The sequence below is a fragment of the Marinobacter sediminum genome, assembly GCF_016820575.1.
GTDB lineage: Bacteria > Pseudomonadota > Gammaproteobacteria > Pseudomonadales > Oleiphilaceae > Marinobacter > Marinobacter sediminum.
Genome location: NZ_JAEMQH010000001.1, coordinates 772,976 through 797,021, shown reverse-complemented (window position 1 = coordinate 797,021; position 24,046 = coordinate 772,976). Strand labels below are relative to the sequence as shown.

At 60.8% G+C, this 24,046-nt stretch carries 20 protein-coding genes; 15 read left to right on the top strand and 5 right to left on the bottom strand.

The genetic code is table 11. The annotated features are described in order from the left end of the window. The first annotated feature begins 188 nt into the window (after window positions 1-188). The 3 genes from FGO67_RS03500 (at window position 189) to FGO67_RS03490 (ending at window position 3,532) form a co-directional block, all read left to right on the top strand. Window positions 189-1,409: a Bcr/CflA family multidrug efflux MFS transporter gene (locus tag FGO67_RS03500; RefSeq protein WP_203299327.1), complete on the top strand. Its 1,221-nt coding sequence runs from the start codon at window positions 189-191 to the stop codon at window positions 1,407-1,409. Window positions 1,410-1,503: 94 nt separating this feature from the next. After that, window positions 1,504-2,001: a thiol peroxidase gene (gene tpx / locus FGO67_RS03495; RefSeq protein WP_203299326.1), complete on the top strand. Its 498-nt coding sequence runs from the start codon at window positions 1,504-1,506 to the stop codon at window positions 1,999-2,001. A 241-nt stretch (window positions 2,002-2,242) separates the two neighbouring features. Continuing rightward, window positions 2,243-3,532, top strand: coding sequence for an MATE family efflux transporter (locus tag FGO67_RS03490; RefSeq protein WP_203299948.1), 1,290 nt, complete (start codon window positions 2,243-2,245; stop codon window positions 3,530-3,532). Here FGO67_RS03490 and FGO67_RS03485 read toward each other — a convergent pair. After that, window positions 3,518-3,943: a thioesterase family protein gene (locus FGO67_RS03485; protein WP_203299325.1), complete on the bottom strand. Its 426-nt coding sequence runs from the start codon at window positions 3,941-3,943 to the stop codon at window positions 3,518-3,520. The genes FGO67_RS03490 and FGO67_RS03485 overlap by 15 nt on opposite strands. Before the next feature lie 279 nt (window positions 3,944-4,222). Here FGO67_RS03485 and FGO67_RS03480 point away from each other — a divergent pair, with 279 nt between their 5' ends. From FGO67_RS03480 to FGO67_RS03450, 7 genes are all read left to right on the top strand, one after another. Then, the gene (locus FGO67_RS03480) at window positions 4,223-5,854 is read left to right on the top strand and encodes an MBL fold metallo-hydrolase (protein ID WP_203299324.1); all 1,632 of its coding nucleotides are present in this window, start codon (window positions 4,223-4,225) and stop codon (window positions 5,852-5,854) included. A 79-nt stretch (window positions 5,855-5,933) separates the two neighbouring features. Continuing rightward, complete coding sequence (locus FGO67_RS03475) at window positions 5,934-7,205, top strand: c-type cytochrome (protein ID WP_203299323.1); 1,272 nt, start codon at window positions 5,934-5,936, stop codon at window positions 7,203-7,205. A gap of 30 nt (window positions 7,206-7,235) precedes the next feature. Then, a complete protein-coding gene (locus tag FGO67_RS03470; protein ID WP_203299322.1) occupies window positions 7,236-7,754 on the top strand; it encodes a (2Fe-2S)-binding protein in 519 nt (172 codons plus the stop codon). After that, window positions 7,747-10,053, top strand: coding sequence for a xanthine dehydrogenase family protein molybdopterin-binding subunit (locus FGO67_RS03465; RefSeq protein ID WP_203299321.1), 2,307 nt, complete (start codon window positions 7,747-7,749; stop codon window positions 10,051-10,053). Before FGO67_RS03470 ends, FGO67_RS03465 begins: the two co-directional genes overlap by 8 nt. Window positions 10,054-10,329: 276 nt before the next feature. Continuing rightward, entirely contained in the window at window positions 10,330-11,775 is a 1,446-nt protein-coding gene (locus tag FGO67_RS03460) for a M14 family metallopeptidase (protein WP_203299320.1), read from the top strand. 46 nt (window positions 11,776-11,821) lie between these two features. Next, window positions 11,822-12,763 carry an EamA family transporter gene (locus tag FGO67_RS03455; RefSeq protein ID WP_203299319.1) on the top strand — a complete coding sequence of 314 codons (942 nt, stop codon included), beginning with the start codon at window positions 11,822-11,824 and terminating at the stop codon, window positions 12,761-12,763. Window positions 12,764-12,778: 15 nt separating this feature from the next. Then, window positions 12,779-13,282: a carbohydrate-binding protein gene (locus FGO67_RS03450; protein ID WP_203299318.1), complete on the top strand. Its 504-nt coding sequence runs from the start codon at window positions 12,779-12,781 to the stop codon at window positions 13,280-13,282. 1 nt (window position 13,283) lies between these two features. On the opposite strand, the gene FGO67_RS03445 is transcribed toward FGO67_RS03450, so the two are convergent. Continuing rightward, window positions 13,284-14,480: a MalY/PatB family protein gene (locus FGO67_RS03445; protein WP_203299317.1), complete on the bottom strand. Its 1,197-nt coding sequence runs from the start codon at window positions 14,478-14,480 to the stop codon at window positions 13,284-13,286. A 226-nt stretch (window positions 14,481-14,706) separates the two neighbouring features. Here FGO67_RS03445 and FGO67_RS03440 point away from each other — a divergent pair, with 226 nt between their 5' ends. Continuing rightward, window positions 14,707-15,594, top strand: a complete 888-nt coding sequence (locus tag FGO67_RS03440; protein WP_138438325.1) for an AEC family transporter — start codon at window positions 14,707-14,709, stop codon at window positions 15,592-15,594. Between the two features lie 15 nt (window positions 15,595-15,609). Here the strand turns inward: FGO67_RS03440 and FGO67_RS03435 are convergent, their stop codons facing one another. Continuing rightward, entirely contained in the window at window positions 15,610-17,253 is a 1,644-nt protein-coding gene (locus FGO67_RS03435; RefSeq protein WP_203299316.1) for a methyl-accepting chemotaxis protein, read from the bottom strand. 221 nt (window positions 17,254-17,474) lie between these two features. Here FGO67_RS03435 and FGO67_RS03430 point away from each other — a divergent pair, with 221 nt between their 5' ends. Continuing rightward, window positions 17,475-19,976 carry an acyl-CoA dehydrogenase gene (locus FGO67_RS03430; RefSeq protein WP_203299315.1) on the top strand — a complete coding sequence of 834 codons (2,502 nt, stop codon included), beginning with the start codon at window positions 17,475-17,477 and terminating at the stop codon, window positions 19,974-19,976. A 52-nt stretch (window positions 19,977-20,028) separates the two neighbouring features. Here FGO67_RS03430 and FGO67_RS03425 read toward each other — a convergent pair whose 3' ends face one another. Next, window positions 20,029-20,334: a hypothetical protein gene (locus FGO67_RS03425; protein WP_203299314.1), complete on the bottom strand. Its 306-nt coding sequence runs from the start codon at window positions 20,332-20,334 to the stop codon at window positions 20,029-20,031. 126 nt (window positions 20,335-20,460) lie between these two features. On the opposite strand from FGO67_RS03425, the gene FGO67_RS03420 reads away from it, so the two are divergent. The 3 genes from FGO67_RS03420 to FGO67_RS03410 are packed head-to-tail and all read left to right on the top strand — an operon-like array spanning window position 20,461 to window position 22,990. After that, complete coding sequence (locus tag FGO67_RS03420) at window positions 20,461-21,231, top strand: ABC transporter ATP-binding protein (RefSeq protein WP_203299313.1); 771 nt, start codon at window positions 20,461-20,463, stop codon at window positions 21,229-21,231. Continuing rightward, window positions 21,228-22,217: an ABC transporter substrate-binding protein gene (locus tag FGO67_RS03415; protein WP_203299312.1), complete on the top strand. Its 990-nt coding sequence runs from the start codon at window positions 21,228-21,230 to the stop codon at window positions 22,215-22,217. Before FGO67_RS03420 ends, FGO67_RS03415 begins: the two co-directional genes overlap by 4 nt. Before the next feature lie 2 nt (window positions 22,218-22,219). Continuing rightward, window positions 22,220-22,990 (top strand): ABC transporter permease, encoded by a 771-nt coding sequence (locus FGO67_RS03410; RefSeq protein WP_203299311.1) that lies wholly within the window; start codon window positions 22,220-22,222, stop codon window positions 22,988-22,990. Between the two features lie 15 nt (window positions 22,991-23,005). Here FGO67_RS03410 and FGO67_RS03405 read toward each other — a convergent pair whose 3' ends face one another. Beyond that, entirely contained in the window at window positions 23,006-23,953 is a 948-nt protein-coding gene (locus tag FGO67_RS03405) for a LysR family transcriptional regulator (protein ID WP_203299310.1), read from the bottom strand. Window positions 23,954-24,046: the final 93 nt, after the last annotated feature.

The following is a 24,046-nucleotide window of genomic DNA, read 5'->3' as shown; positions in this document are numbered from 1 at the left end:
CGGTCGGCCGTTATCTTTTCAGTTCCGCACCCCTAGACTCCTAATCCTCAGTCCGTCGGCGGGGCTGGGTAGAGCGTTCCGAAACCCGCTCAAGCACGTCCATGTGACGCTTGAGCTCCGCCATCCATGGCTCCGCACAGTTTCGGAACGCTCTACCCACCCCCACCTTCTCTAACTTTAGGATTTGCATGCTCACGTTAACCAGTGTCTGGACAACCATTTTGCTGGCGGCCGCCGTAGCCCTCGGCCCGCTCGCGACCGATATGTATCTGCCGGCACTGCCGCAGATCGGGCGCGATTTTGGCTCCGGCACTGATCAGGTTCAGCTGACCCTAAGCCTGTACATGGCAGGCTTTGCCATCGCCCAGCTGATCTGTGGGCCACTCGCCGATCGCTTTGGTCGCAAGCCGATCATGATTGGCGGCTTCATTCTGTTCGCCATCGCCAGCGTTGGCTGTGCCCTGGCCACCAACATCGAAACCCTGATTCTGTGCCGCGTACTGCAAGCCCTGGGTGGCTCCGCAGGTCCGGTACTGGGCCGGGCCGCCATTCGAGATATCTACACACCGCGCGAAGCCGCCAAAATCCTCGCCATTCTGGCCAGCATCATGGCCCTGGCACCGGCCATCGCCCCCACCATCGGCGGTGTAATGGTCGCCAGCCTGGGTTGGTCGACCATTTTCTTGGTGCTGGGCGCCTACGCTCTGGTTATGGCTGTGGTGGTGGCTTTCGGTATACCCGAATCCATGCGCCCGGAATACCGCCAGCCGTTGCGGTTGTGCAGCCTGCTGCGCAACTATCGCAGCATTGGCACCGACATCAGCTTCCTCGGCTACACCCTGACCAACGCGCTGATTTTCTCCGGCCTGTTCGCGTTCCTGTCCGGCTCCTCGTTCGTGCTGATCGACTTCCTGGGCGTGGCGCCGGAACACTTTGGCCTGTTCTTCGCCTGCATGGTGGCCGGTTATGTCACCGGCAACCTGACCGCCATCCGCCTGGGCAGCAAGCTGCTGCCAGACCAGATTCTGGTGCGGGGATTGGTGATTGCGGTCGCCGGCGGCAGCCTGATGGCCGCCCTGGCACTCAGTGGCGTGTACAACGTTTGGGCAGTGATCCTGCCGCAAACCCTGTTCATGGTCGGCACCGGTATGGTGTTGCCCCAGACCATGGCCGGGGCCATGGCGAACTTTCCGCGCATGGCGGGCTCAGCATCAGCACTGTTCGGATTCGGACAGATGGCGGTGGCCGCCGTGGCGGGCATACTGGTAGGCCATCTGCACGATGGCACCTCGGTGGTCATGGCAGTGATCATTGCCACCTGCGCCTGTGCCGCCCTCGCCAGTTACCTGCTACTGGTGCAACGGCATCCGGCGCCTGGCTTCGAACCTCAGAGCGCCTCAGCCCAGTAAACGGTTTCTTATCGGGTGCAAGATAGTCCAAACTGAACTAGAAAGAGTAAGTTGGATCAGTCGATTCTCATACACCCGTTAACAAGGAACCCCCATGAGCAAAGTTAATCTCGACGGCAACCCCATCGAACTGAGCGGCAGCTTCCCGAAAGTCGGTGACAACGCGCAACCCTTCACTCTGACCAACAGCGGTCTGGAAGAGGTGAAGCTGGATAACTGGGCTGGCAAGCGCAAAATTCTGAACATCATTCCCAGCATCGACACCGGTGTGTGCGCGGCGTCCACTCGGAAGTTCAATGAAAAAGCCAGCAGCCTCGACAACACTGTTGTCCTGGTGGTCTCGGCAGACCTGCCGTTCGCGGCCGCTCGCTTCTGCGGCGCCGAAGGCCTGAAAGACGTCATCACCCTGTCCACTTTCCGTAACTACAGCTTCCAGCAGGACTACGGCGTCGCCATCCAGGATGGCCCGCTGGCCGGTCTGTGTGCCCGCGCGGTCGTAGTTTTGGACGAGCAGGACAAGGTTATCCACAGCCAGCTGGTCGACGAAATCAAAGACGAGCCGGACTACGAGGCCGCTCTAAAGGCGCTTTGATGCCATAGAAACCGTTCGGGCTGATGGCCGGCGGGGATTGTCGAAACCGTGCGGAGCCAAGGATGGCGGAGCCGAGCGTACACGGACGTATTCACAGCGCGTTTCGGAAATCCCCGCCGGCCATCAGCAGGCACCAATACCCAGACCTGTTAGACTCCCCCACCCATTCCAACCTAGACCCTGACTTCAACCTGTGAATAAACCATCCGAGTCCGCCAGCCTGCCCCGCCAGCTCTTCGTCATGACCTGGCCCATGCTGTTTGGCGTGCTCTCGCTGATGACGTTCCAACTCGCCGACAGTGCCTTCATCGGCCAACTGGGCCGCGATCCCCTGGCGGCACTGGGCTTCACTCTGCCCATGCAGCAGCTCATCATTGGCCTGCAGGTGGGTCTCGGCATTGCCACCACCGCGATCATTTCCCGCACCCTGGGTGCCGGTGACGAGCTCCGTGCGTATCGGCTGGGTGGTCTGGTGATCACCGTCGGCAGCAGTCTGGTGTTCGTGCTGTGTATCGGGCTGTGGCTACTGCAAAGCCAGATCATGACCTGGCTCGGCGCCGAAGAATCGCTACTGCCGATGATCCGCAGCTACTGGCTGCCCTGGCTGATTGCCGCCTGGACCGGTGCGGTGCTCTATTTCGGCTACAGTGTGTGCCGCTCCCACGGCGATACCAAGCTGCCGGGCTATATGATGGTCGCCACCAGCCTGCTCAACATCGCGCTGGATCCGCTGTACATCTTCGTGTTCGGCTGGGGCCTGCCCGGTGCCGCCTGGGCAACGGTGACGTCGTTCGGCATCGGCTGCCTGGTGATTTATCCAAAGCTGCTGAAGCGACACTGGGCCCGGTTTGATCTGGGCCAGCTCGCGCTCGGCCAGGCCCTGAAGCAACTCAATAACATCATGGCACCGGCCATGGTCAGTCAGCTGATGCCCGCGGCTTCCGCCATGCTGGCCACGGCGCTGGTGGCCGGCTTTGGTTCGGCCGCAGTCGCCGCCTGGGGCCTGGGCACGCGCCTGGAGTTTTTCTCGATCGTGGTGGTGCTGGCACTGACCATGTCGATGCCGCCAATGATTGGCCGCCTGCTGGGCGCCGGCGACATCGAGCAGATTCGCAAACTGGTCAGAATCGGGGTGCGGTTTGTGGTGGTCTGGCAGCTGGCCATCGGGCTGATCTGGCTGGCCGCATCCGGGCTGGTGTCGGATGTGTTCACCAGTGACGCCGACGTGCAGGAGGTTCTGGCCGGGTATCTGGTGCGGGTGCCGCTGAGTTACAGCGGGCTTGGGGTGTGCATGCTGATGGTGTCGGTGTGCAACGCGCTCGGGCTTGCCATGCGTGCCCTGCTGGTCTCCACACTTCGCCTGTTCCTGTGCTTCCTGCCGCTGCTGTGGCTGGGCAGTCAGCTCAACGGCATCTTCGGCCTGATGAGTGGCGCCCTGGTGGGTAATCTGTTTGCCGGCGCCATGGCCTATGCGTTCTACCGGGCCGGCATGAACAAGCTGCGAGCTGCACCGGCATCAGCTGAAGCGTGAGCGAAAGCTCTCGGGCATCGGCTCTACCGCTTTGCGCTGGTAGTTGAAGAAGACGAATCCGTACTTGGCCAGCGCCACCGGCTGGCCGCTTTCGGCTTTGGTCACCCGAAACACGAAATCCCCGCCGTATTTGTTGAAGTCCATCAGGCCCACCTCGAACCGCAGCATCTCCGGGAAGAAGGATTCCGACTGATACATGGTGGCCAGGTCGGTGACAATAATGCCCATGCCGTTCTGGTCGGCTTCCTCAACACTGTAGCTCACCAGGAACTGGGCCCTCGCCTCGGACAGCATGGAGATCAGCGCGTCATTGCCCAGGTGATTGGCGCCATTGATGTCGGTGATGCGAACCGGCATGTTGGTCTCGAAGCAGAAGACGTCGTCCGGGAAAGCGAGTTTGATGCGGGCCACGGGGTGTACCTGTCTGGCTGGGTTTATTGGAGATCCGGCATGATACCCGGTTGCCGAGGCCTATTCATCCAACAGTGAATTCGGCTATCTTGGTTCTTAATCTTCCGCGCTCACGCATTGGAGAAGTGGCGGCTGAAATGTCCTGCCCAAAACCCGCTCAAGCACATCCATGTGGCGCTTGAGCTCCGCCATCCATGGCTCCGCACAGTTTTGGACAGGACATTCCATCCACCACCCCAGACCTTCGAGCGCACTCATTCATCACGTCACGGAAACACTATGGATATTCGCCCTGCCGCCACTCTGGTTCTCACCCGCGACACCGACAACGGTGTGGAAGTGTTGCTGCTCCAGCGCACCTGGGACGCGGTGTTTCTTCCGGGCTATTTCGTGTTTCCCGGTGGCGCCGTGGACCAGCATGAGACAAAGGCGCGCAAACATGCGCAAGGGCCGGACGATGCCAGCATCAGCCAGACCATGAGTCTGGACGAGGGCGGCGCCGACTATATGCTGGCTGCGGTGCGGGAATGTTTTGAGGAAGCTGGCATTCTGGTAGCAGTGGACAGGGACGGGCAAGCCATTGGTGGTGATCACGCCGTGCACGGCGACCGTGAGGCGGTGTTCAAGGGCGAGCTGAGCCTGGCCGATCTGTGCCGTCGCCACGAACTGACGATTCCGCTGGACCGGCTGGCTTACCTTAGTCACTGGACCACGCCGCCGGGGCCACCGCGGCGGTTTGATACCCGGTTTTTTGTGACCACCGCACCGGCAGGCCAGTTGGCCAGTCATGATGGCATTGAGACCATTGATCATTTGTGGATCAATCCAGCCCAGGCACTGGAGGACCATCGCAGTGGCGAGCGGATGCTGGGGCTGCCAACCATTCGCACCTTACGGGTGCTGAGCGAGTTCGACTCCACCGAGGCGCTGATGCGCTATGCCGATGCCAATCCGCCGGAGGCCTTTCCAACCGACCCGTGGCCGGCGCAAAAAAAGGGCCGGCCGGTGACGCTAGAGCCTGGGGCACCGGCATACGATGAAGCGGCAGAACTTGATCCGGAGGGCGAAGGCATTACCAGAGCGGAGATCATTCCCGGGGAGCCGGTTGAGATCGCTGCCGGAGTGGTGCGACTGACTGCGCCCAACCCCGGCATGATGACCGGGCCCGGCACCAACACCTACCTACTCGGCCATGAACGTTTCACGGTACTGGACCCGGGGCCGAATAACGACACGCACATCGAGCGCATTCTGGAACTCACCGGTGGGATTATCGATCAGGTGGTTGTCACTCACACCCATCAGGACCATTCACCCGCCACCAAGGCGCTGAAGGCGAAGACCGGTTGCCGCGTGCTGGGCCTCTCGGCTCCCGAGGGCGCCGCCCAGGATCAGACCTTTGTCCCGGATGACGAACCGGAACACGGCGATCTCATCGTGACCGAAGCAGGCATCCTGAAGTGCCTGAAGACGCCCGGGCACGCCTCCAACCACCTGTGTTTTCTGCTGGCGGGCCCGGATATGCTGTTTTCCGGTGACCACATCATGCAGGGTTCCACCGTGGTGATTAATCCACCCGATGGCGACATGAAAGCTTATCTTGAATCCCTTTACGATCTGCTTGGCGAATCCGTTCGTATGATCGCTCCGGCTCATGGCTTTTTAATGGCGCACCCGGAAGCGGTTATTGACTACCTGATCACTCATCGTCTGGCGCGGGAGCATAAAGTGTTCCGAGCACTCTCTGACCGGGAGGCTCGCTCTCTGAAGGCGCTGACTGCCCAAGCCTATGACGATGTTCCCGAAGCCCTGCACGGGCTTGCGGCCAGATCCGCCCTGGCCCACCTGCAAAAGCTGCAGTCTGACGGCCGGGCTCACCAGCAGGCTGATCAGCACTGGCGTGCCATCTGAAGGTCCGCAGTTTGCCGGTTTGATCAAAGCCGACTAGCGTTACACGGAAGGAAATTCATCGCACAAATGGAACACGCTCGTGATAAAAAAAATCTTGTCAGGCCTCATTGTTATCGCCGTCTTCGTTGCCTTCCTGATTATCTGGAAGCCCGCCATTGATGAAATAGACCAACCCAGCGCTGACTCCTTCAGCCAGGATCAGATCGCCAGGGGCAAGGTACTGGCGGGACTCGGCAACTGCGCTTCTTGCCATACCAGCGATCCGTCAAAACCTCTGGCCGGCGGTGTGGATTTCCCCACCCCCTTCGGCACCCTGTACTCCACCAACATCAGCCCGCACCCGGAACAGGGCATTGGCACCTGGTCTGAAGAGGCCTTCGTACGGGCCATGCGCGAAGGGGTGTCCCGGGATGGCTCGCACCTGTATCCGGCCTTTCCGTACACCCACTTCACCAAGGTCACCGACGAAGACCTGTCCGCGCTGTATGCCTACGTGATGAGCCGCCAGGCGTTGGACCACCAGGGCCCGGACAACCAGCTCGATTTCCCGTTCAATCTGCGCATGCTGCAGGCAGGCTGGAAGACCCTATTCTTCGATGGTGAGCGTTTTCAGCCCGACGACAGCAAGGGGGATGCCTGGAACCGCGGTGCTTATATTGCCGAAGGCCTGGGCCACTGCACTGCCTGCCACTCGCCCCGGAATGCCTTCGGCGCGGAAATCGCAGATAAAACTTACAACGGTGCGGTTGTGGATAACTGGTATGCACCAGCACTCAACACCACCCTCGCCACTCCGGTGCCCTGGACCGAGGACGAACTGTTTCAGTACCTCCGTGCGGGCGGTTCCAAATGGCACGGTATCGCCGCCGGGTCGATGGCAAGCGTGGTACACAAGGGCCTGATTGAGGCGCCGGATGACGACATCCGGGCGCTGGCGGTGTATTTCCAGGACCTCACCGGTGCCGTGGATAATGCCAAGGCAGCGGAGGTGGCTGCCAATCATGTCAGCCAGGCCCACGATGCGGCCGATCCGAACAACCGCACCGGCGAGGAAATCTTTTCCTCGGCCTGCGCCTCATGCCATTACAATGCGCCGTCCTCACTCAAGGCGGCTCGCCCGGAGTTGAGTCTGAACAGTGCGGTAACGGCACCCGATCCGGTGAATCTGCTGCGCATCACCCTGCACGGTATCGATGAGCCGACCGGCCTGCGCGGGCTTGCCATGCCCGGCTTTAGTAGCGGCCTGAGTGACGCCGACCTGATCGCGCTGACCAGGTACCTGAGACAAAGCTCAGGCCAGCCGCCATGGGAAAATCTGGAGCAACACCTACAGGACGCTCGTCAACTCTGAGGGCCAACACATGATTCAAGGAGATAGCCAATGACTATCCAGTTCCAACTCAACGGCGAGGCCATGAGCCTCGACGTGCCCGAAGATACCCCGTTGCTCTGGGCCATTCGTGATCACGCCGGCCTGACCGGGACCAAATTCGGCTGCGGCATTGGCATGTGTGGCGCCTGTACCGTGCATCTCAATGGACGCGCGACCCGCTCCTGCATCACCACGGTGGGCAGCGTGTCCGGCCAGCAGATCACCACCATTGAGGGCCTGGGTCAGGACGGCGAGCACCCGCTGCAACAGGCCTGGGTAGATGCCCAGGCACCTCAGTGCGGTTATTGCCAGTCCGGGCAGATCATGCAGGCAGCCACCCTGCTGCAGGATTTCCCCAACCCCACCGATGAGCAGATCAATCAGATCATGAGCGGCAACCTGTGCCGCTGCATGGCCTATGTCCGGATTCGCAAAGCGATTCACCTGGCCGCCGGGTCGAGCGAGAGCAGCAGCGCCGGTTCACCCCAGTTCTATGAGCCCGGCCAAGAGGAGATGAGCAATGCGTAAGTTCGCCAAATACCTCGCCAATTCCGCCGCCGAACAGGCATCGGACACGCCCAGACTCAGTCGCCGAGGCTTCCTGATCGGTGCCGCCGGGGCCGGTCTGACCATGGCCTTTGCCAGCTCGGGCATTCCCGTCGCCAGCGCCGCCAAAAGCATTTCCGAGGGGGCCTTCGAGCCCACCATCTGGTTCCAGGTGCACCCAGATGGCCGGGTGATCGTGAACATCGTGGAAGCGGAAATGGGCCAGCACGTGGGTACGGCACTGGCGCGCATTGTTGCCGATGAACTGGAAGCCGACTGGAACGACGTCGAGCTGCACTATGTCGACAGCGATCCGAAATGGGGCCTGATGGTCACCGGCGGCAGCTGGTCGGTGTGGGAAAACTTCGACAAACTCAGCCGCGCCGGTGCAGCCGGCCGGACCGCGCTGATTGAAGAGGGTGCCAAACTGCTGGGCGTGCCGGCCGGGCAATGCCAGGCTCGGGGCAGTCAGGTAATCGCCGGGGACCGGGCCATCAGTTATGCCGACATTGTTCGCGATGGCAACATTGATCGCAGCTTCAGCGAAGAAGAGCTGAAGGCCATGCCGATTAAACCGCCCCAGGAGCGACGTTTGATTGGCGAGGAAAGCAAGGCCCTGGATATTCCGGACAAAACCGACGGCAGCGCGCTTTATGGACTGGATGCCACGGTTGAAGGCATGGTGTACGGTCGCGCGCTGGTGCCCCCCACCCGTTACGGCTCCAGCGTCAAGTCCGTGGACGACAGCGAAGCCAAGTCGATCCCCGGTTATCAACAGACTCTGGTTCTTGATGACGCCTCGGGCACGGTACCGGGCTGGGCCGTGGTGATCGCCGACTCGGTACACGCCGCCAACGCCGCCGCCAAGGTGATCAAGGTGGACTGGGCCGCGGGCAAGACCGCCGACGTGACCGAGCAGAAGATCCTGGACGAAGGCCGGCGCCTGATCGCCGACGCCAGCACCGGTGCCCTGGTAGTCAACGAGGACGGCATCGATAACGCCTTCAGCTCCGCCGATTCCGTGCTGGAGCAGGAATACGTCACCCACAGTGTGCTGCACTTCCAGCTGGAGCCGGTGAACGCCCTGGCCTACCAGAAAGATGGCCTCTGGGAGATCCACACCGGCAATCAATGGCAGTCACTGATTCTACCCACCCTGGCCAAGGCCCTGGGTGAGAAAGAAGACAACATCGTCATGCGTACCTACCTGCTGGGTGGCGGCTTTGGTCGACGGCTCAACGGCGATTACTGCGTGCCCGCGGCCCTGGCCGCGAAACAGCTGGGCAAGCCGGTGAAGCTGATGCTCACCCGCGAGGACGACTCCCGGTTTGACTCCATCCGGTCGCCGTCGGTGCAGAAACTGCGCATGGCGTTTGACGGTGATGGCCAGGTGCTGGGCATGGAACATCACGCCACCGCCGGCTGGCCAACCAAGGCGATGGCGCCGTTCTTCATGCCCAAGGGCGAAAATGGCGAGAAGTTCGACCCCTTTTCCATCCACGGGGCCGCACACTGGTACTCCCTGGGCGCCCATCGTCTGCGCGCCATTTCCAACGAACTGGCCAGCGACACCTTCCGCCCCGGCTGGTTGCGGTCAGTCGGCTCCGGCTGGGTGAACTGGGCATTGGAAAGCTTCATCGACGAGGCCGCCCAAAAAACCGGCGAGGATGCCATCGAGTTCCGGCTCAGCCGGCTTAAGGCCGAGGGCAAGAACGCCGGGTCCGCACCCAACTCCGTGGGTGGCGCCAACCGTCAGGCCACTGTGCTGAAGCGGGTTCGGGAGATCTCGGACTGGGGCAAGGACATGCCTGCCGACACCGGGCTCGGAGTGGCCACCACCTACGGCCAGGAACGCAACATGCCAACCTGGACCGCCTGTGTCGCCCGGGTGCACGTTAACCGGGACAGCGGCAAGGTAACCCTGCAGAAACTGACCCTGGTAACCGACGCCGGCACCATCGTTCATCCAGACGGGGCCTTGGCCCAGGTTGAGGGTGCGGCGCTCTGGGGCGCCAGCATGGCGTTGCACGAGGGCACGCAGATCGAGCAGGGCGAGGTGCGCGACACCAACCTGAACACCTACACGCCCATGCGGATGCGCGACGTGCCTGAGATCCAGGCCGAATTCATCAAGAGCACCGAAACTGCGGTGGGTCTTGGCGAGCCGGCAACCACGGTGGTCGGACCCGCTATCGGTAACGCCATCTTTGCCGCCGTAGGTGTCCGTATGCGGACCATCCCGATTCGGCCTGAGGACATCCAGGCCGCTCTCAAGGCCTGATCTGGCCTTGCCATCGGCAGCCGGAGCCCTGCTCCGGCTGCCTGTTCCAAGTTCCTCTGTAACAAAATCACAACCAAACTTCGCAATACTTCCACATCGTTCGTCGTGGCGGCCGGGTATAACTGAGATATCTGTTTAAAAATCCACCAATTCAGGTTGGATTAACCCGTAAACACCGGCACTTCATGAAGGTGGCATTAAACCTTTGTCACAGCTGTTTCATGGCCGCTAAGAGCGCTCTATGCTTGAGCGCATTTTGACGACCCGTGAGGAATTATGCTGTTTCGCAGGCACTCCGTACTGACATCCACTCGACTTCTACCCTGGGCGCTGGCACTTGCCCTGCCGGTTTCTGTTGCCGCTGAAACCGCCGGCAGCGAGGGCGACAAGACTCCGGAAACCATGGTCGCGGCCCTGGCCGAGGACGAAAGTGTCGAGGATGTCGAGCAATCGGAGCCACGGGTCAAAGAGTCCGATGCCAAGTCGCGCCCTGACAAGAAGCAGCCAACCAAGGACGTTGCCAGCACCCCCAAGCCAGCCTCGCAGACTCCGAACAAGGTCGCACCCAACATTGACCTGAAGGACGTGGCACCACCGCCAAAACCGTCCCCGAACACCGACTCTGCGGCCGTCACCCAGCCGACACAACCGGCCGCCGAACCCAAGGTCAGTGAGAGCACGCCGACCGAAGACAGCGAAGTCCGTCTGGGCGAAGAACCGGTAACCGCGGGTACCGAAGACCTCACGCCGGTGTCAAAGCCGGCCGAGAGCTTTACCCTGCTGGGTAACGAAATCCTGCCGGGCACCTCGACTCGCCTGGCCTGGTCACCGGGCATCCAGATTGCTGGACTGTCCCAGCCGACCCCGGTACTGGTGGTGAACGGCGCCAATGCCGGACCGACCCTGTGCCTGACCGGCGCCATCCACGGCGACGAACTCAACGGCATCGAGATCATCCGTCGCACCATGTACGACCTGGATCCTGAAAAGCTGTCCGGGCGCGTGGTCGGCGTTCCTATCGTGAACCTGCCGGGTTTCCAGCAGGGCAGTCGTTACCTGCCGGACCGTCGTGACCTGAATCGTCATTTCCCGGGCAGCCCCGACGGCAGCCTGGCGGACCGTATCGCCTATTCCCTGTTCGAGAACATCATCCGCCGCTGCAACCTGTTGGTGGATATCCACACCGGCTCACTCAAGCGCACCAACCTCCCGCAACTGCGGGCGGACATGAACAACCCCGACGTAGCGACCCTGACCCAGGGCTTTGACCGCATGGCCGTGGTGCACAGCTCCGGCTCCTCCGGCATGCTGCGTAACGCTGCGGTTGAGGCAGGCATCACCACCGTGACCATGGAGGCCGGTGAGTCGCACCGGATTCAGGAGCATCAGATTGAGGCCGGCGTAAACAGCCTCACCAGCCTGATGGAGCGCCAGGGCATGATTTCCCGCATGTTTGTCTGGAGCGATCCGGAACCGGTTTATTACGATTCCGACTGGATCCGGGCCCAGCACGGCGGCATCCTGTTCAGCGATGTGGAGCTCGGCGCCCGGGTCTCCGAGGGTGAAATCCTCGGCTACGTGGCCGACCCGATCACCAATGCCCAGTATCCGATCCGGTCCAGCAGCAATGGCCGGGTCATCGGCATGGCGGTAGATCAGGTAGTCATGGCCGGCTTTGCGGCCTACCACATTGGTACAGAGGCAGAGATTCCGGGAGAGTAGTATCCTAGGCACTTTTCTCGAATCCACCCGATGTATGAGTGTGTGAGTGTCTTCAGAAAGCGCCGAATCTCTGCTTAAAACGCCCGGCCTGGCTTATGCCGGGCTGGTTCTCACGCCCCTGTTCTGGGCCGGCAACGCCGTGGTTGCCCGGGGCACGGTGGAAAGCATTCCGCCGTTGTCGATGGCGTTCTGGCGCTGGGTCATCGCGCTGGCCATCCTGCTGCCATTCGGACTGCCCGGCATCTGGCGCCACCGCCAGATCATCCGCCAGCGGCTGGGCTCCATGCTGGCGCTAGCCACCTTTAGTGTCGGTGCCTTTAACTCTCTGCTGTACCTGGCTGCTACCAGTACCACCGCGACCAACATCGCCCTGATCAACGCCACCATCCCGATCTTTGTCGCGCTGATGTCCTGGCTGCTATTGGGCGATCGAACCCGGCCGCTGCAAGCCCTCGGCATCGCTCTGGCGGTATTCGGCATCCTGACCGTAGTAGCCCGCGGAGAGCTTGCGGTGCTGACCGGACTGCAGGCTCAGCCCGGTGACCTGATCATGGTCGCCGCGGTATTTTCCTGGGGCTTGTTCTCGGTGCTGCTGCGCCGCCAAGCAGTACCGCTGCCGCCGCTGACCTTCCTGACAACCCAGATCCTGCTGGGGGCGTTGGTAATCCTGCCCTTCTACCTGACCGATTTGCTGGTGTTCTCCGGCGGTTTCCAGCTGACCGGCAAGACTGCACTGCCCCTGCTCTACTTCGCCGTGTTCCCGGGCATCCTGGCCTACGCCTTCTGGAATCATGGAGTACACACGGTAGGCCCCCCGAGGGCGGCCATTTTCATGTACCTGACCCCGGTGTTTGCGTCCATCCTGGCGGGTATTTTTCTCAACGAATCGCTTGGCCTGTTCCATGTTGCCGGCGGACTGCTTATTCTTGCGGGATTACTGCTGGCGACCCGGGCCGGGCGGACTGCCGCCCCCCACAAGCCGGGCTAGAACAAGGAGATCTTCATGTTAAGCCAACGAATGTTACTACCGATGTTGTTGCTGGCCCTGGGATGGGGCTCTGCGACGCAGGCCGCACCCTGCGAACCTGAGGCCTCTGGCTGGCAGCCTACCCGTTACTACACCGCAGGAGCCGCGGTGTTTCACGACGGCCAGTGGTACCAGGCCCGCCAGATTAACGAAGGCAAGGAGCCGGGAATCAGTTTCGACTGGAAGGAACTGAAGACCGCACCCGAATGCGACAGCGCCCAAACCAAAAAACAGCAGGCGGCGGAGAAACCCCGCACCAAGACCAAGGGCACTGCCGGCACCGGGAACACCAACCCCAACCTGTGCCAGCGTCCGGAGCAATGGCGATTCGCCGAGAGCTACATCGTTGGCAGCCTGACAACCCATGGCGGCATGGTGTGGGAGGCGATTCGCCCCACCAACGGTGATATGCCTGGCATGAAAGAGCCGCCCCATTGGCGCCCGGTTGAGGAGCATTGCTCCCTGCAGCTGGATAACTAGCTCAGGACCTGGCTGCCAAGGCGTTTTCTATCCGGCCCAGTACCTCGCTCAGTACCGACCGGGAGCAGCCAATGTTCAACCGCATGAATCCGGATCCCGGCTCACCGAAAGTAATTCCCGGATTCATGCCCACGCCCGCTTCCTGCACGAAGAACCGCTTCAATTCGGCGTCGGTCAACCCCAGCGCGCGGCAGTCCAGCCACATCAGGTAGGTGGCCTCCGGGGCCGAGACCTGAATACCGCTCAGCCGGCGATTCACCGCCTCAACCACGTAATCCCGGTTGCCACGCAAATAGACCAGAAGCTCATCCAGCCAGGGCCCGCCATCACGATATCCGGCTTCAAAGCCGGCCACGCTGAACGGATTGCACTGGGGCATGTGCATGGTCTGGAACACGGTTTTCAGGGCCTTGCGGCGTTCGGCATCGGGAATGACCACGGCCGAGAGGCCCAGGCCCGGCATGTTGAAGCTCTTGCTCGGGGCGACGGTGGTCACCACGGCGTCGTCCGGCTCGGCCAGGGTCGCCAGCATAGTATGCCGGGGGCCGTCTTCGAAGGTCAGGTCACAGTGGATTTCATCGGACAGCACCACCAGGTTGTGCTTGCGTGCGATCGCCAGCACCGCACGCAGCTCGTCCTCAGTCCAGACCCGGCCGACCGGATTGTGGGGCGAGCACAACATCAGTATCCGGGCATCGGCTCGCGCCGCGCACTGCTCCAGATGTTCCAGATCCATCCGATAGCGGCCCGGGCCCTGATCCGAATCCGATTCCAGAATCAGCGGGTTCTCAATAACCGTCCGATCGCACTGCCTTATTGAGCTGAAAAACGGCGGGTACACCGGCGGCTGAATGATCACCCCCTGGCCGGGCTCCGAATAGGCGAGACAAGCCGCGTGCAGCGACGGCACAACTCCGGGTGCCATCAGGATCCAGTCGCGCTCAATGGCCCAACCATGACGGCTCTGGAACCAATCGATCATGGACTGAAAAAGGCTGTCCGGGAACAGGGTATAGCCGTAGACCGGATGCTGGGCTCGAGCCACCAGGGCCTGGGTCACGGCTTCCGGCGCGGCGAAATCCATGTCCGCCACCCACACTGGAATCACCTCCTCGCGTCCAAACACCGCCTTGCGGGCATCGAATTTCACCGAACAGGTGTGGTCGCGGGCAACAGGCTGGTCGAATGGACTGGTCACAAATCACTCCTGACTGACGGAAACATGGGCTATGTTTGCCGGTATTGTGGAGCCAGGGCACGGCCACCGCAACCGAGGACGACTGTGCACGGAGAATACGGTCGGCGATATGGACAGAAGTCGGCTATTGGTCGAACACGCGCCAATAGTGCTTGCCTAAACCGCTCAATACTTGCGAACCTAACCGTTTACCTGACAGCACATCTGTTTCTAGTCGGAGCCATTGATGATTGCTCAAATCCTTTCCACCATGCTGCCGGTGTTCGTTATCGCCGGCTGCGGCGCACTCTACGGCCGCTACCGGACACCGGATATTCAGGGCCTGAACATTCTCAACATGGAGCTGTTTGTGCCCATGCTGGTGTTTGCCGTGCTGGCGGACCAGCAGGCGCCACTGCAGGAGTACGCCCAGCTGGCCCTGGCCGCGACCGTGGTGGTGCTGGGTTCCGGCATTATTCTCTACCCGGTGGCCAAGGTACTGAAACTGAACCTGAAGACCTTCCTGCCGCCGATGATGTTCAATAACTCCGGCAACATGGGCATTCCTTTGCTGGTGCTGGCCTTCGGCGACGCCGCCCTGCCTGCTGCGGTGGTGCTGTTCATTGTCGAAATGCTGCTGCACTTCTCGGTCGGGCTGTACATGCTCGACCCGCACACCTCCATCGTCCAGCGCCTGAAATTGCCCATCGTGTTTGCCAGTATTGCCGGGCTCGCGGTCAATCTCGGTGGCGTGCCGCTGCCGGAATGGCTGCTGGAGACCCTGAACATGCTCGGTGGTGTGTGTATTCCGCTGATGCTGTTCGCCCTGGGCGTTCGCATGCTGGATGTCGATTTCAGTGATTGGAAGCTGGGCATGCTGGGCGCCATCGCCTGCCCTGCCAGCGGCCTGATCCTGGCCTGGCCGATGATCGAGTTACTGGACCTGCCCGGGCTGCAAGTCGCCTCACTCTGGGTGTTCGCCGCCCTGCCACCGGCCGTGTTGAACTACATGGTGGCCGAGCAGTACCGCCAGGAACCCCACAAAGTGGCGTCCCTGGTGTTGCTGAGTAACCTGGGCAGCCTGGTAGTCATACCCATCGTGCTCGGCTTGGTGTTCGCCCAGGGCTATATCTGAGCGGCTGGCCCGGATTCAGGCCTTGATGCGGAACACGCTGACCCGGGACCGCAGCTGACCAGCCAGCACCGCCAGGTCGCGGCTGGCGCCTGCGACCTGTTCCGAACCGGCTGAGGTTTGCACCGTGCCGTCGTGAATACGGCTAATGTTGCGGTTAACCTCTTCTGCCACCGAACTCTGCTCCTCGGAAGCACTGGCAATCTGGGCGTTCATGTCGTTGATTGCACCGACTTCGCGTCGGATACGGCCCAGGGACTCTTCCGCCTCCCGGGTTTTCTCTACCGTCGAGCCGGCCAACTGGCGACTGCTTTCCATGACATTGGCGGCCGCGGTTGCGCCCGCCTGCAGGGTGCCGATCATCTCCTGGATTTCACGGGTCGAATCCTGAGTACGCGATGCTAGAGAACGCACTTCGTCCGCCACCACGGCAAAGCCGCGACCATGAGTTCCTGCCCGGGCGGCCTCGATGGCCGCATTCAACGCCAGCAGGTTGGTCTGTTCGGCGATGGCGTTGATTACCTCAATGATCTTCTCGATATTAGCGCTGTCGGACGACACCCGGTGTACGCTTTCAGCGGCTTTTTCCAGGGTTTCCGCCAGGTCACCAATAGACGTTGCGGTCTCCTGAACCACCCGGTTACCACTTTCAACCTCCTGATCAGCCTTCTGGGTGGCCGTAGCAGCGTTGGCCGCAAACCCGGACACCTCATTGACCGTGGCCGCCATCTGGTTGACCGCCGTCGCCATCTGCTCGGCCTCACTGGCCTGCATCCGGATCTGTTGACTGTTGCTGTCAGAGGTAGATTCCAGCTCCGAGGATGCGGTAGACAACTCCTCAGCCGCCGAACGGACTTCCCGAATGATCCCGGCCAACTGCTTCACCGTGTCTTGCAACGCTCCCATGACGCTGTTCGGGTAACGGGTCTGAATGTTCTGATCGAGTACGCCGGCCGACAGCTGGCGAATGGCCTCGGATACCTCTTCCGGCTCTGCACCCAAGGTGCGCCGGAGACGTCGAATGATGACCCAGGCGATAAACGCGCCGAGCAGAACCGAAGCGCCGGTCACCATCAAATTCAGCGTATTGAAGTTACTTGCCGTGGCCCGAACCGCCTCGACGTCCTCGGCAATGACGTCTTCCTGATAATCGATAAAGTCATTCACCCGGGCCAGCCATTCGGTGTAGCCGCCCGCGACCTGGTCGAGCAGGAACCGCTGGGCACCCTCAATATTTCCGGCTTGCCGTTGCTCCAGAAGATCGTCAGTCAGCGCCAGTGTGCGGCGCTCAATGTCCTTGATGGCCACCAGCAGCTGGCGTTCGGTCTTGGACGGCTCACCGTCGCTGAACAACCGGTCCATGGCCTGGGCATTGTCACGGTAAAAGGCCTTGAGCTGACCAATGTCGTCCAGATGGCGCTGCAGCGCCCGGTCCGAGTCCACCAGCACCGCATCCCGGATGGCGATGGCGCGATCGTGCACACTACCCCGGAAGTTAATGGCGTGGCGCTGTTTCACCGCGGCACCATCCTCGACGGAGGTCAGGGTCCGGTCGATAAATCCTACGCGCTGGTTACCGATCAGACTGACAGCGATCATCAGGAACAGAATCAGACCAAAACCGAGGGCAAGTCGTTTTGCGACAGTGAGCGGGCCAAACATAGGATCTCCGGGCAGGTTTTTATTGAGAGAGGCTATTCATTCCCGAAAACCGAGAAATCAGATCAATCAAACCTCAAAACAATGTGTAGGTTTTACATTTCTTAGCATTGCTGACATGAATATTTACAGGGCGCGGAGTCACCCGCTTGCAACTCTCCCAAGATTGGTCGATTGTTAGGCACTGATCCGGTTGAATTTATTCATGATAGGGAGATCCACCCATGAGTGTTCTGCTCCTGCTTCTCAGCGCGCTGGTCCTGATTTATCTGGGTATCGGTGGCACCACTGCCGCGACCGTACTGTCGATCGCGACCGTCATCGGCTTGTTTCAAGATCATTGGCATCCGCTGAGCATCATTGTCGGGGGCGCGTTGCTGGCATTGGCCCTCGTTCTGATCCTGCCCGGTGACCTGCGTCTCGATAAACTGAGTCGTCCGCTTCTGGCCTGGGTCCGCAGCCGCCTACCCAGCCTGTCCGACACCGAAGCACAGGCGCTGAAATCCGGCTCGGTGGACTGGGATGGCGAGCTGTTCTCCGGCAATCCGGATTGGAAGAAGCTTCTGGAAGCCCGACCGGCTCACCTCACCAGTGAAGAACAGGCGTTCCTCGACGGCCCGGTCGAGAAACTCTGCGCCATGCTGGACGACTGGAAGATCACTCACGAGCAGTACGACCTGCCCGACAAGGTGTGGAAATTCATTCAGGAAAAGGGCTTTTTCGGCCTGATAATTCCCAAGGAGGATGGCGGCCTGGGCTTCTCCCACACGGCCCACTCCGAGATCGTCATGAAAATCTCGACCCGCAGCGTCTCGGCGGCCGTCACCGTGATGGTGCCCAACTCGTTGGGCCCGGGCGAACTCCTCATGCAATACGGTACGGATGACCAGAAACAGCATTACCTGCCGCGACTGGCCAAGGGCGAGGAAATTCCCTGCTTTGCCCTGACCTCTCCGGTCGCCGGCTCCGACGCTGGCGCCATCCCCGACAAAGGCATCGTCTGCAAGGGCCAGTGGAACGGCGAAGAAGTCCTGGGCCTGAAGGTCACCTGGAACAAGCGTTACATTACCCTGGCACCGGTAGCGACCCTGATTGGTCTGGCCATCAAGGTCTATGACCCGGACAAGCTGCTCGGCGGCAGTGACGATATCGGCGTGACCTGTGTGCTGGTGCCCCGTGACACCGAGGGCGTCAATGCCGGCGCCCGGCACCTGCCGATGAACACCGTGTTCATGAACGGGCCAACCTGGGGCACTGAAGTCTTCATCCCCATGGACCAGGTGATCGGTGGCCAGGACATGCTGGGCAAGGGCTGGACCATGCTGCTGGAGTGCCTGTCCATTGGCCGCTCCATCTCCCTGCCGGCCCTCGGCACCGGCGCCGGCAAGGTCGCCAGCCTGGCGACCGGCTCCTACGCCTACACCCGGGAGCAGTTTGGCCGTTCCATCAGCCAGTTCGAGGGTGTACAGGAGGCGCTCGAACCCATCGCCGGCTACACCTACATGATGGACGCGGCCCGCCTGTTGACTGCCGGCATGCTCGACCGCGGAGTGCGACCCTCGGTGCCCTCGGCCGTGCTGAAATACCGCAACACCGACCTGATGCGCGAAGTCATCAACCACGCCATGGACGTGGTGGCGGGCCGAGGCGTGATCACCGGGCCCCGTAACTTCCTGGCCCGGGCCTATCAGGCCGTGCCCATCGGTATCACGGTAGAGGGCGCGAACATTCTCACCCGTAGCCTGATGATCTTTGGCCAGGGCGCGATTCGCTGCCATCCCTACATCGTTGAGGAAATCGAAGCGGCGGGCATGGACAACGAGGACGAGGCGGTCCGGAAGTTCGACGGCATCTTCTACCGCCACCTGGCCCACACCACCCGCAACGCCCTCCGGGCTCTGGTGCTCGGACTGTCCCGCGGCTGGCTGGAATCGGTGCCGCGGCAAGGCGAAATCCAGTCGAGCTATCGGCAACTGGCCCGGTTCTCGGCCGCATTCTCCCTGATGACCGACGTCACTCTGCTCAGCGTTGGCGGCGGCCTCAAGGCCCGGCAGCGGCTGTCCGGTCGGATGGCGGACTGCCTGACCCACCTGTACTACGCCACCGCCGTGATCAAACAGTGGCATGAAGAAGGCTACCCCGAGGACCAGCGGCCGCTGGTGGAATGGTCTCTGCAGACCTGCCTGCGCGATCTTCAGGCCGCCATGCGCGATGCCATCATCAACTTCCCGGTGCGCCTGCTGCGCTGGCCCCTGCGATTACTGGTGTTCCCCCTTGGTGCGACCGGCCTGAACGGCCCCGATGATCGTCTGGGCGCCCAGGTTGCCGAAAGCATCGTCAAGGATACTCCGGTGCGTCAGCGCATCAGCCGGGGTGCCTTCGTGACCATGGATCCCGAGGATCCACTGGGCCGGGTACTGAACGCCTACAAGTTGGCCCACGACACCGCCGACATGCGTGCGCGGTTGCACGACGCGGTACGCAATCGGAACGAAGACGAAATCGATGGCATTGCCCTGCTGATGGGACATCAGCGCAAGGAACTGGTCGATTGGGCCTGTGCCCAGGGCGTGGTGAAAGCGGATGAGTGCGATCAGTTAGAGAAAGCATTAACCGCGCTCTACGACGTTATTCGAGTGGATGCCTTTGACGGCGACGGTCTGAAAGCCCTGTCCCGCTGTGCCAAAGGCAAACGCAAAGTCGTGGAAAGGCCTGCCAAGGAATAAACGACAAACCCGACCGGGCCCGTCAGTGGATGGCCCGGTCAGCAATGGCTCGTCATCGATCCAAGACGTCGATAATCTCGCGAGTCTCCTTGATCACCGTGTAAATCCGGTCCTCAATTTCAATCCGCTGTCGATTGTTGCCAATATCCCGCACTTGTCCGTAGCGCAACAACTCCCGATCAAAGTAATCACCTTCCCGGTAATTCAGCTTTTTCTGCCACCCCGGAGGCAACGGCTGCCCACGCTCAACTTTTTTCTGCAAGCCCGGAGGCAGCTGACCGCCATGGGACGACTCGGCCAAGGCCGACGAGGCCCCCAAAGCACCGGCCAGTAACAGTGCGGTGACGTAAAACTTCATAAATACCTCTACTTAATCAGAAGCATGGGACAAAGATGCAGTAATCACTTTTTTCGTCCTCAACGTACTTATAAAATGACCACTTGTTATTCCATTTAAGAATATAAATATATTCCGGCAGGTTATATGGAACTCCAGTTCAGACAGGTTACCAAATCCTTCGGTGATCTGAGCGTTATTAAACAATTTGACACACTCATCGAGACCGGTGAAATCGTCGCTCTGGTTGGCCCCTCTGGCTGCGGCAAATCCACGCTGCTGCATATGGTAGCGGGCCTGCAGAGTGCCTCCACCGGCACACTGACCGCCGATGGCAAACCCGTCAGTAAGCCGTCACCGGAACGGACTCTGGTGTTTCAGGAGCATGCCCTTTACCCGTGGATGACCCTGATTGAAAACGTTGCGCTGGCCCTGGAGTTTCAGGATCAGCCCAAGCAGACCGCCCAGGAGGAAGCCCGCAAGTGGCTGGCGCGGGTCAAGCTGTCCGGGTTTGAAGAGTATTACCCACATCAGGTGTCTGGCGGCATGCGCCAGCGCTGCGCCCTCGCCCGTGCGTTTATCGCCCGGCCTCAGGTGTTGCTGCTGGACGAACCTTTCGGTGCCCTCGATGCCCTGACCCGGATGACCCTGCAAAGTGTGCTCAAAGATCTGATTGAAGCGGAGCGGCCCACCGTGGTGCTGGTGACTCACGATGTCGACGAGGCGCTGTACCTGGCCGACCGGGTGCTGGTCTTCAGCAACCGCCCGGCCACCGTATTGAAAGAAATCACCCTGGGCCACATTCCGAAGACCCATGACCTATCCGCGTTTGCCGACATTCGTCGCGACGTCCTGAACTTGCTCGGTATCGACACCGAAACCACTTCACCCAGTGTAGAGAAAGGAGAAACCGTATGATCCGCTGGTTCATTTCAGCCATTCTGGCCCTGGCCCTGGCCATTGCCAGCCCAGCCCATTCCGCCGAAGAATTCCGGGTCGGCTATGTCCGGGTCATGGACGACGCCCAGGCCATGCTTGCCTACGAGGCAGGGCTCTATGAGAAGTACGGTCTGGACGCTAAGCTGATCGAATTCAGTTCAGGCACCGACCTGATCAAGGGCATTGTAGGCGGCCAACTCGATATTGGTGTACTGGGTTTCTCCAACGCCTTTACCTGGGCGTCCCGCGGTGCCGATTTGAAAATCGTCGGTGGTGCCCAGCGCGGCTATCACTCCTTGCTGGTTCGTGAGGATTCCGGCATTGAGTCGGTCGCCGACCTGAAAGGCAAGAACCTCGCCTCCCAGAAACAGGGCAGCACCGCCGATATCGTGCTCAAGGGTGTCATGCTGGACAACGCCGGCCTGCAGCCAAACGATCTGAACATCATGGGCGTGGCGCCGGCGGTTGCCGTTCAGTCCCTGGTCGGTGGTCGAGTTGACGCGGCGTTCCTGTTCGAGCCGTACGATCGCATCGCTCAGCTGGTCGCGCCGGTGAAGCAGATCTACGAGATTGGCGAAGTCTGGCCGTTCCCGTGCATGGTGGTGATTACCTCGGCAGAAACCCTGGAGAAACGTAAGGACGTGCTCTGGGCTGCATTGGATGCCCAACGCGAGGCCATCGACATGCTTGAAAACCAGCCCGCCGAGGCCGCACCGATGATCACCAACTACTTCATCAAGGACGAGTTCGTGGCTTCACGCAACCAGGGCAAGGTGCCAGCCACCGAGGTGATCACCCAGGCCATTCAGACCAACGATTTCAGTGCCAAGCTGACCGAGGCGGACATTGCCCGGATGAAGGAGCTGGCCGGCATCATGCAGGCTCAGGGTATCTTGCCAGCGGGCGAGGAGTTTAACGTTGACGCCCTGCTGGATCTGTCCTGGCAGAACGCGCGAGAGCTGTAACCATGAGCACTAACCAGTCCACCGGGGTGGCCAGCAAGCGCGCCTACCTCGTTGCCATTGCTGTCATCCTGTTCTTCTGGCAGGTGGCAGCCTGGTTTCTGCCCGATTTCCTGATGCCGGACGTGCCCGCCGCATTCGTGCGCCTGTGGGAGGAGTTCAACAGCCCGACCTTCTGGGAAGGGCTGGGCAATAGCATGACCCGCCTTGGCGCTGGCTACGGCTCGGCCATCCTGCTCGGGACCGTAGTCGGACTGGTGGGTGGCACCCTGGATGCGGTGCGCAGCACTCTTAAAGCCGCCATCATCATCCTGCAATCGATCCCCTCGATTGCCTGGGTGCCCCTGTTCCTGATCCTGATGGGCTTCGGCAACCTGCCCATCATCGTGGTAGTGGCCATTGGCGCCTTCTTCCCGACGGCCCTGAGCGTGATGAACGCTACCGAGAGCGTCGAGAAGGTGCACATCTCTGCGGCACGGGTCATGGGCGCGTCCCGGCTTCAAATGCTCAAACGGGTATATTTCCCGGCGGTGACACCGGAGCTGATCACCGGCGCCCAGTTGGCCTTCGGTAACGCCTGGCGCGCACTGATCTCAGCAGAAATGATCGTGGGGTTCAGCGCCGGCCTGGGCAAATCCCTCGCCTACTCCGGCGAGATTGCCGACATGACCGGGGTGATGACCAACATACTGGTCATTGCTGTGTTGGCGGCCGTGATAGACCAGGTCATCCTCGAACGCATCAAGCACCGGTTACTGCGCTACCAGTATCTCTGATTAACCGATACGCGATCAGTCGGAGCGCAAACCTCCACTGATCGCCGCGCTTACCAACCAACGCCGCAACAACTGTATGCCGCGCTCGCTGCGCCGGCTGGTCTTCCAGGCGAAGAAAAATTCATCGCCGGTCATCACCGTGTGGCACGGAAGACGGACAAAATCTTCCGAATCCTTCCGCGTACTGAGCATGTAATCGTTGGTGAGGGCAATGCCCTGGTGAAATCGCGCCGCCTCCAGCGACAGCAGCATATGACTTGAATGCAGCAAACGACTGGACGCGGGCAACGTCAGCCCCGCCTCTTGATACCAGGCTTCCCAGTCACCCCCCTGCTTGTCATAGATACTGTGGGTAGACAGCAATGGAAACAACGCCACCTGCTGCGGCGTTAACGACACCGAATCCACATCACCCGACACATCATCCAGCACCAATTCCCGACGGATCCGCTGCCAGAAATCCTGACTGCACACCGGGAACAGCCGCTCCTTGTAAAGCAGCTCATAACTGAAAGCCGGCGAATCCGGTTTGATGGTGATAAAACAGTCCGCCACCCGGTCCGACAATACCGGGTTCTCGCTGCTCATTTCCAACGACAGCTCCACCTGCGGGTGCGTGCGCTGCAGCTCCGGCAGCCGCGGCGCCAACCAGCGCACCGCAAAGGAACTGAACACCGACAGTCGCAACCGTGACTCTTCATGCCCCAGTAACTGTTCACTGGCACGCTCAATCTGCAGCAGTGCCGAACTGATGCTCTCCAGATACTGCCGACCCTCATCGGTCAGCGTCAGGGTTCGGCCGCTGCGCCAGAACAGCTTCTCTCCCAAATAGGTCTCCAGCTGTTTTATCTGGTGACTGACCGCACTCTGACTGACCGCCAGCTCATGGGCAGCCAGCGAAAAGCTATTGAGTCGGGCGACAGCCTCAAAGACCGGCAATGATTTCAGCGGTGGCAGCTTCATTATCTAATTTTCTAATGAGTGGTGAATAAACATCATTTTATCGGATATTTAAACTTAAATAGACTCCCATCACCAGTTCAGGAAGCGCGGAGA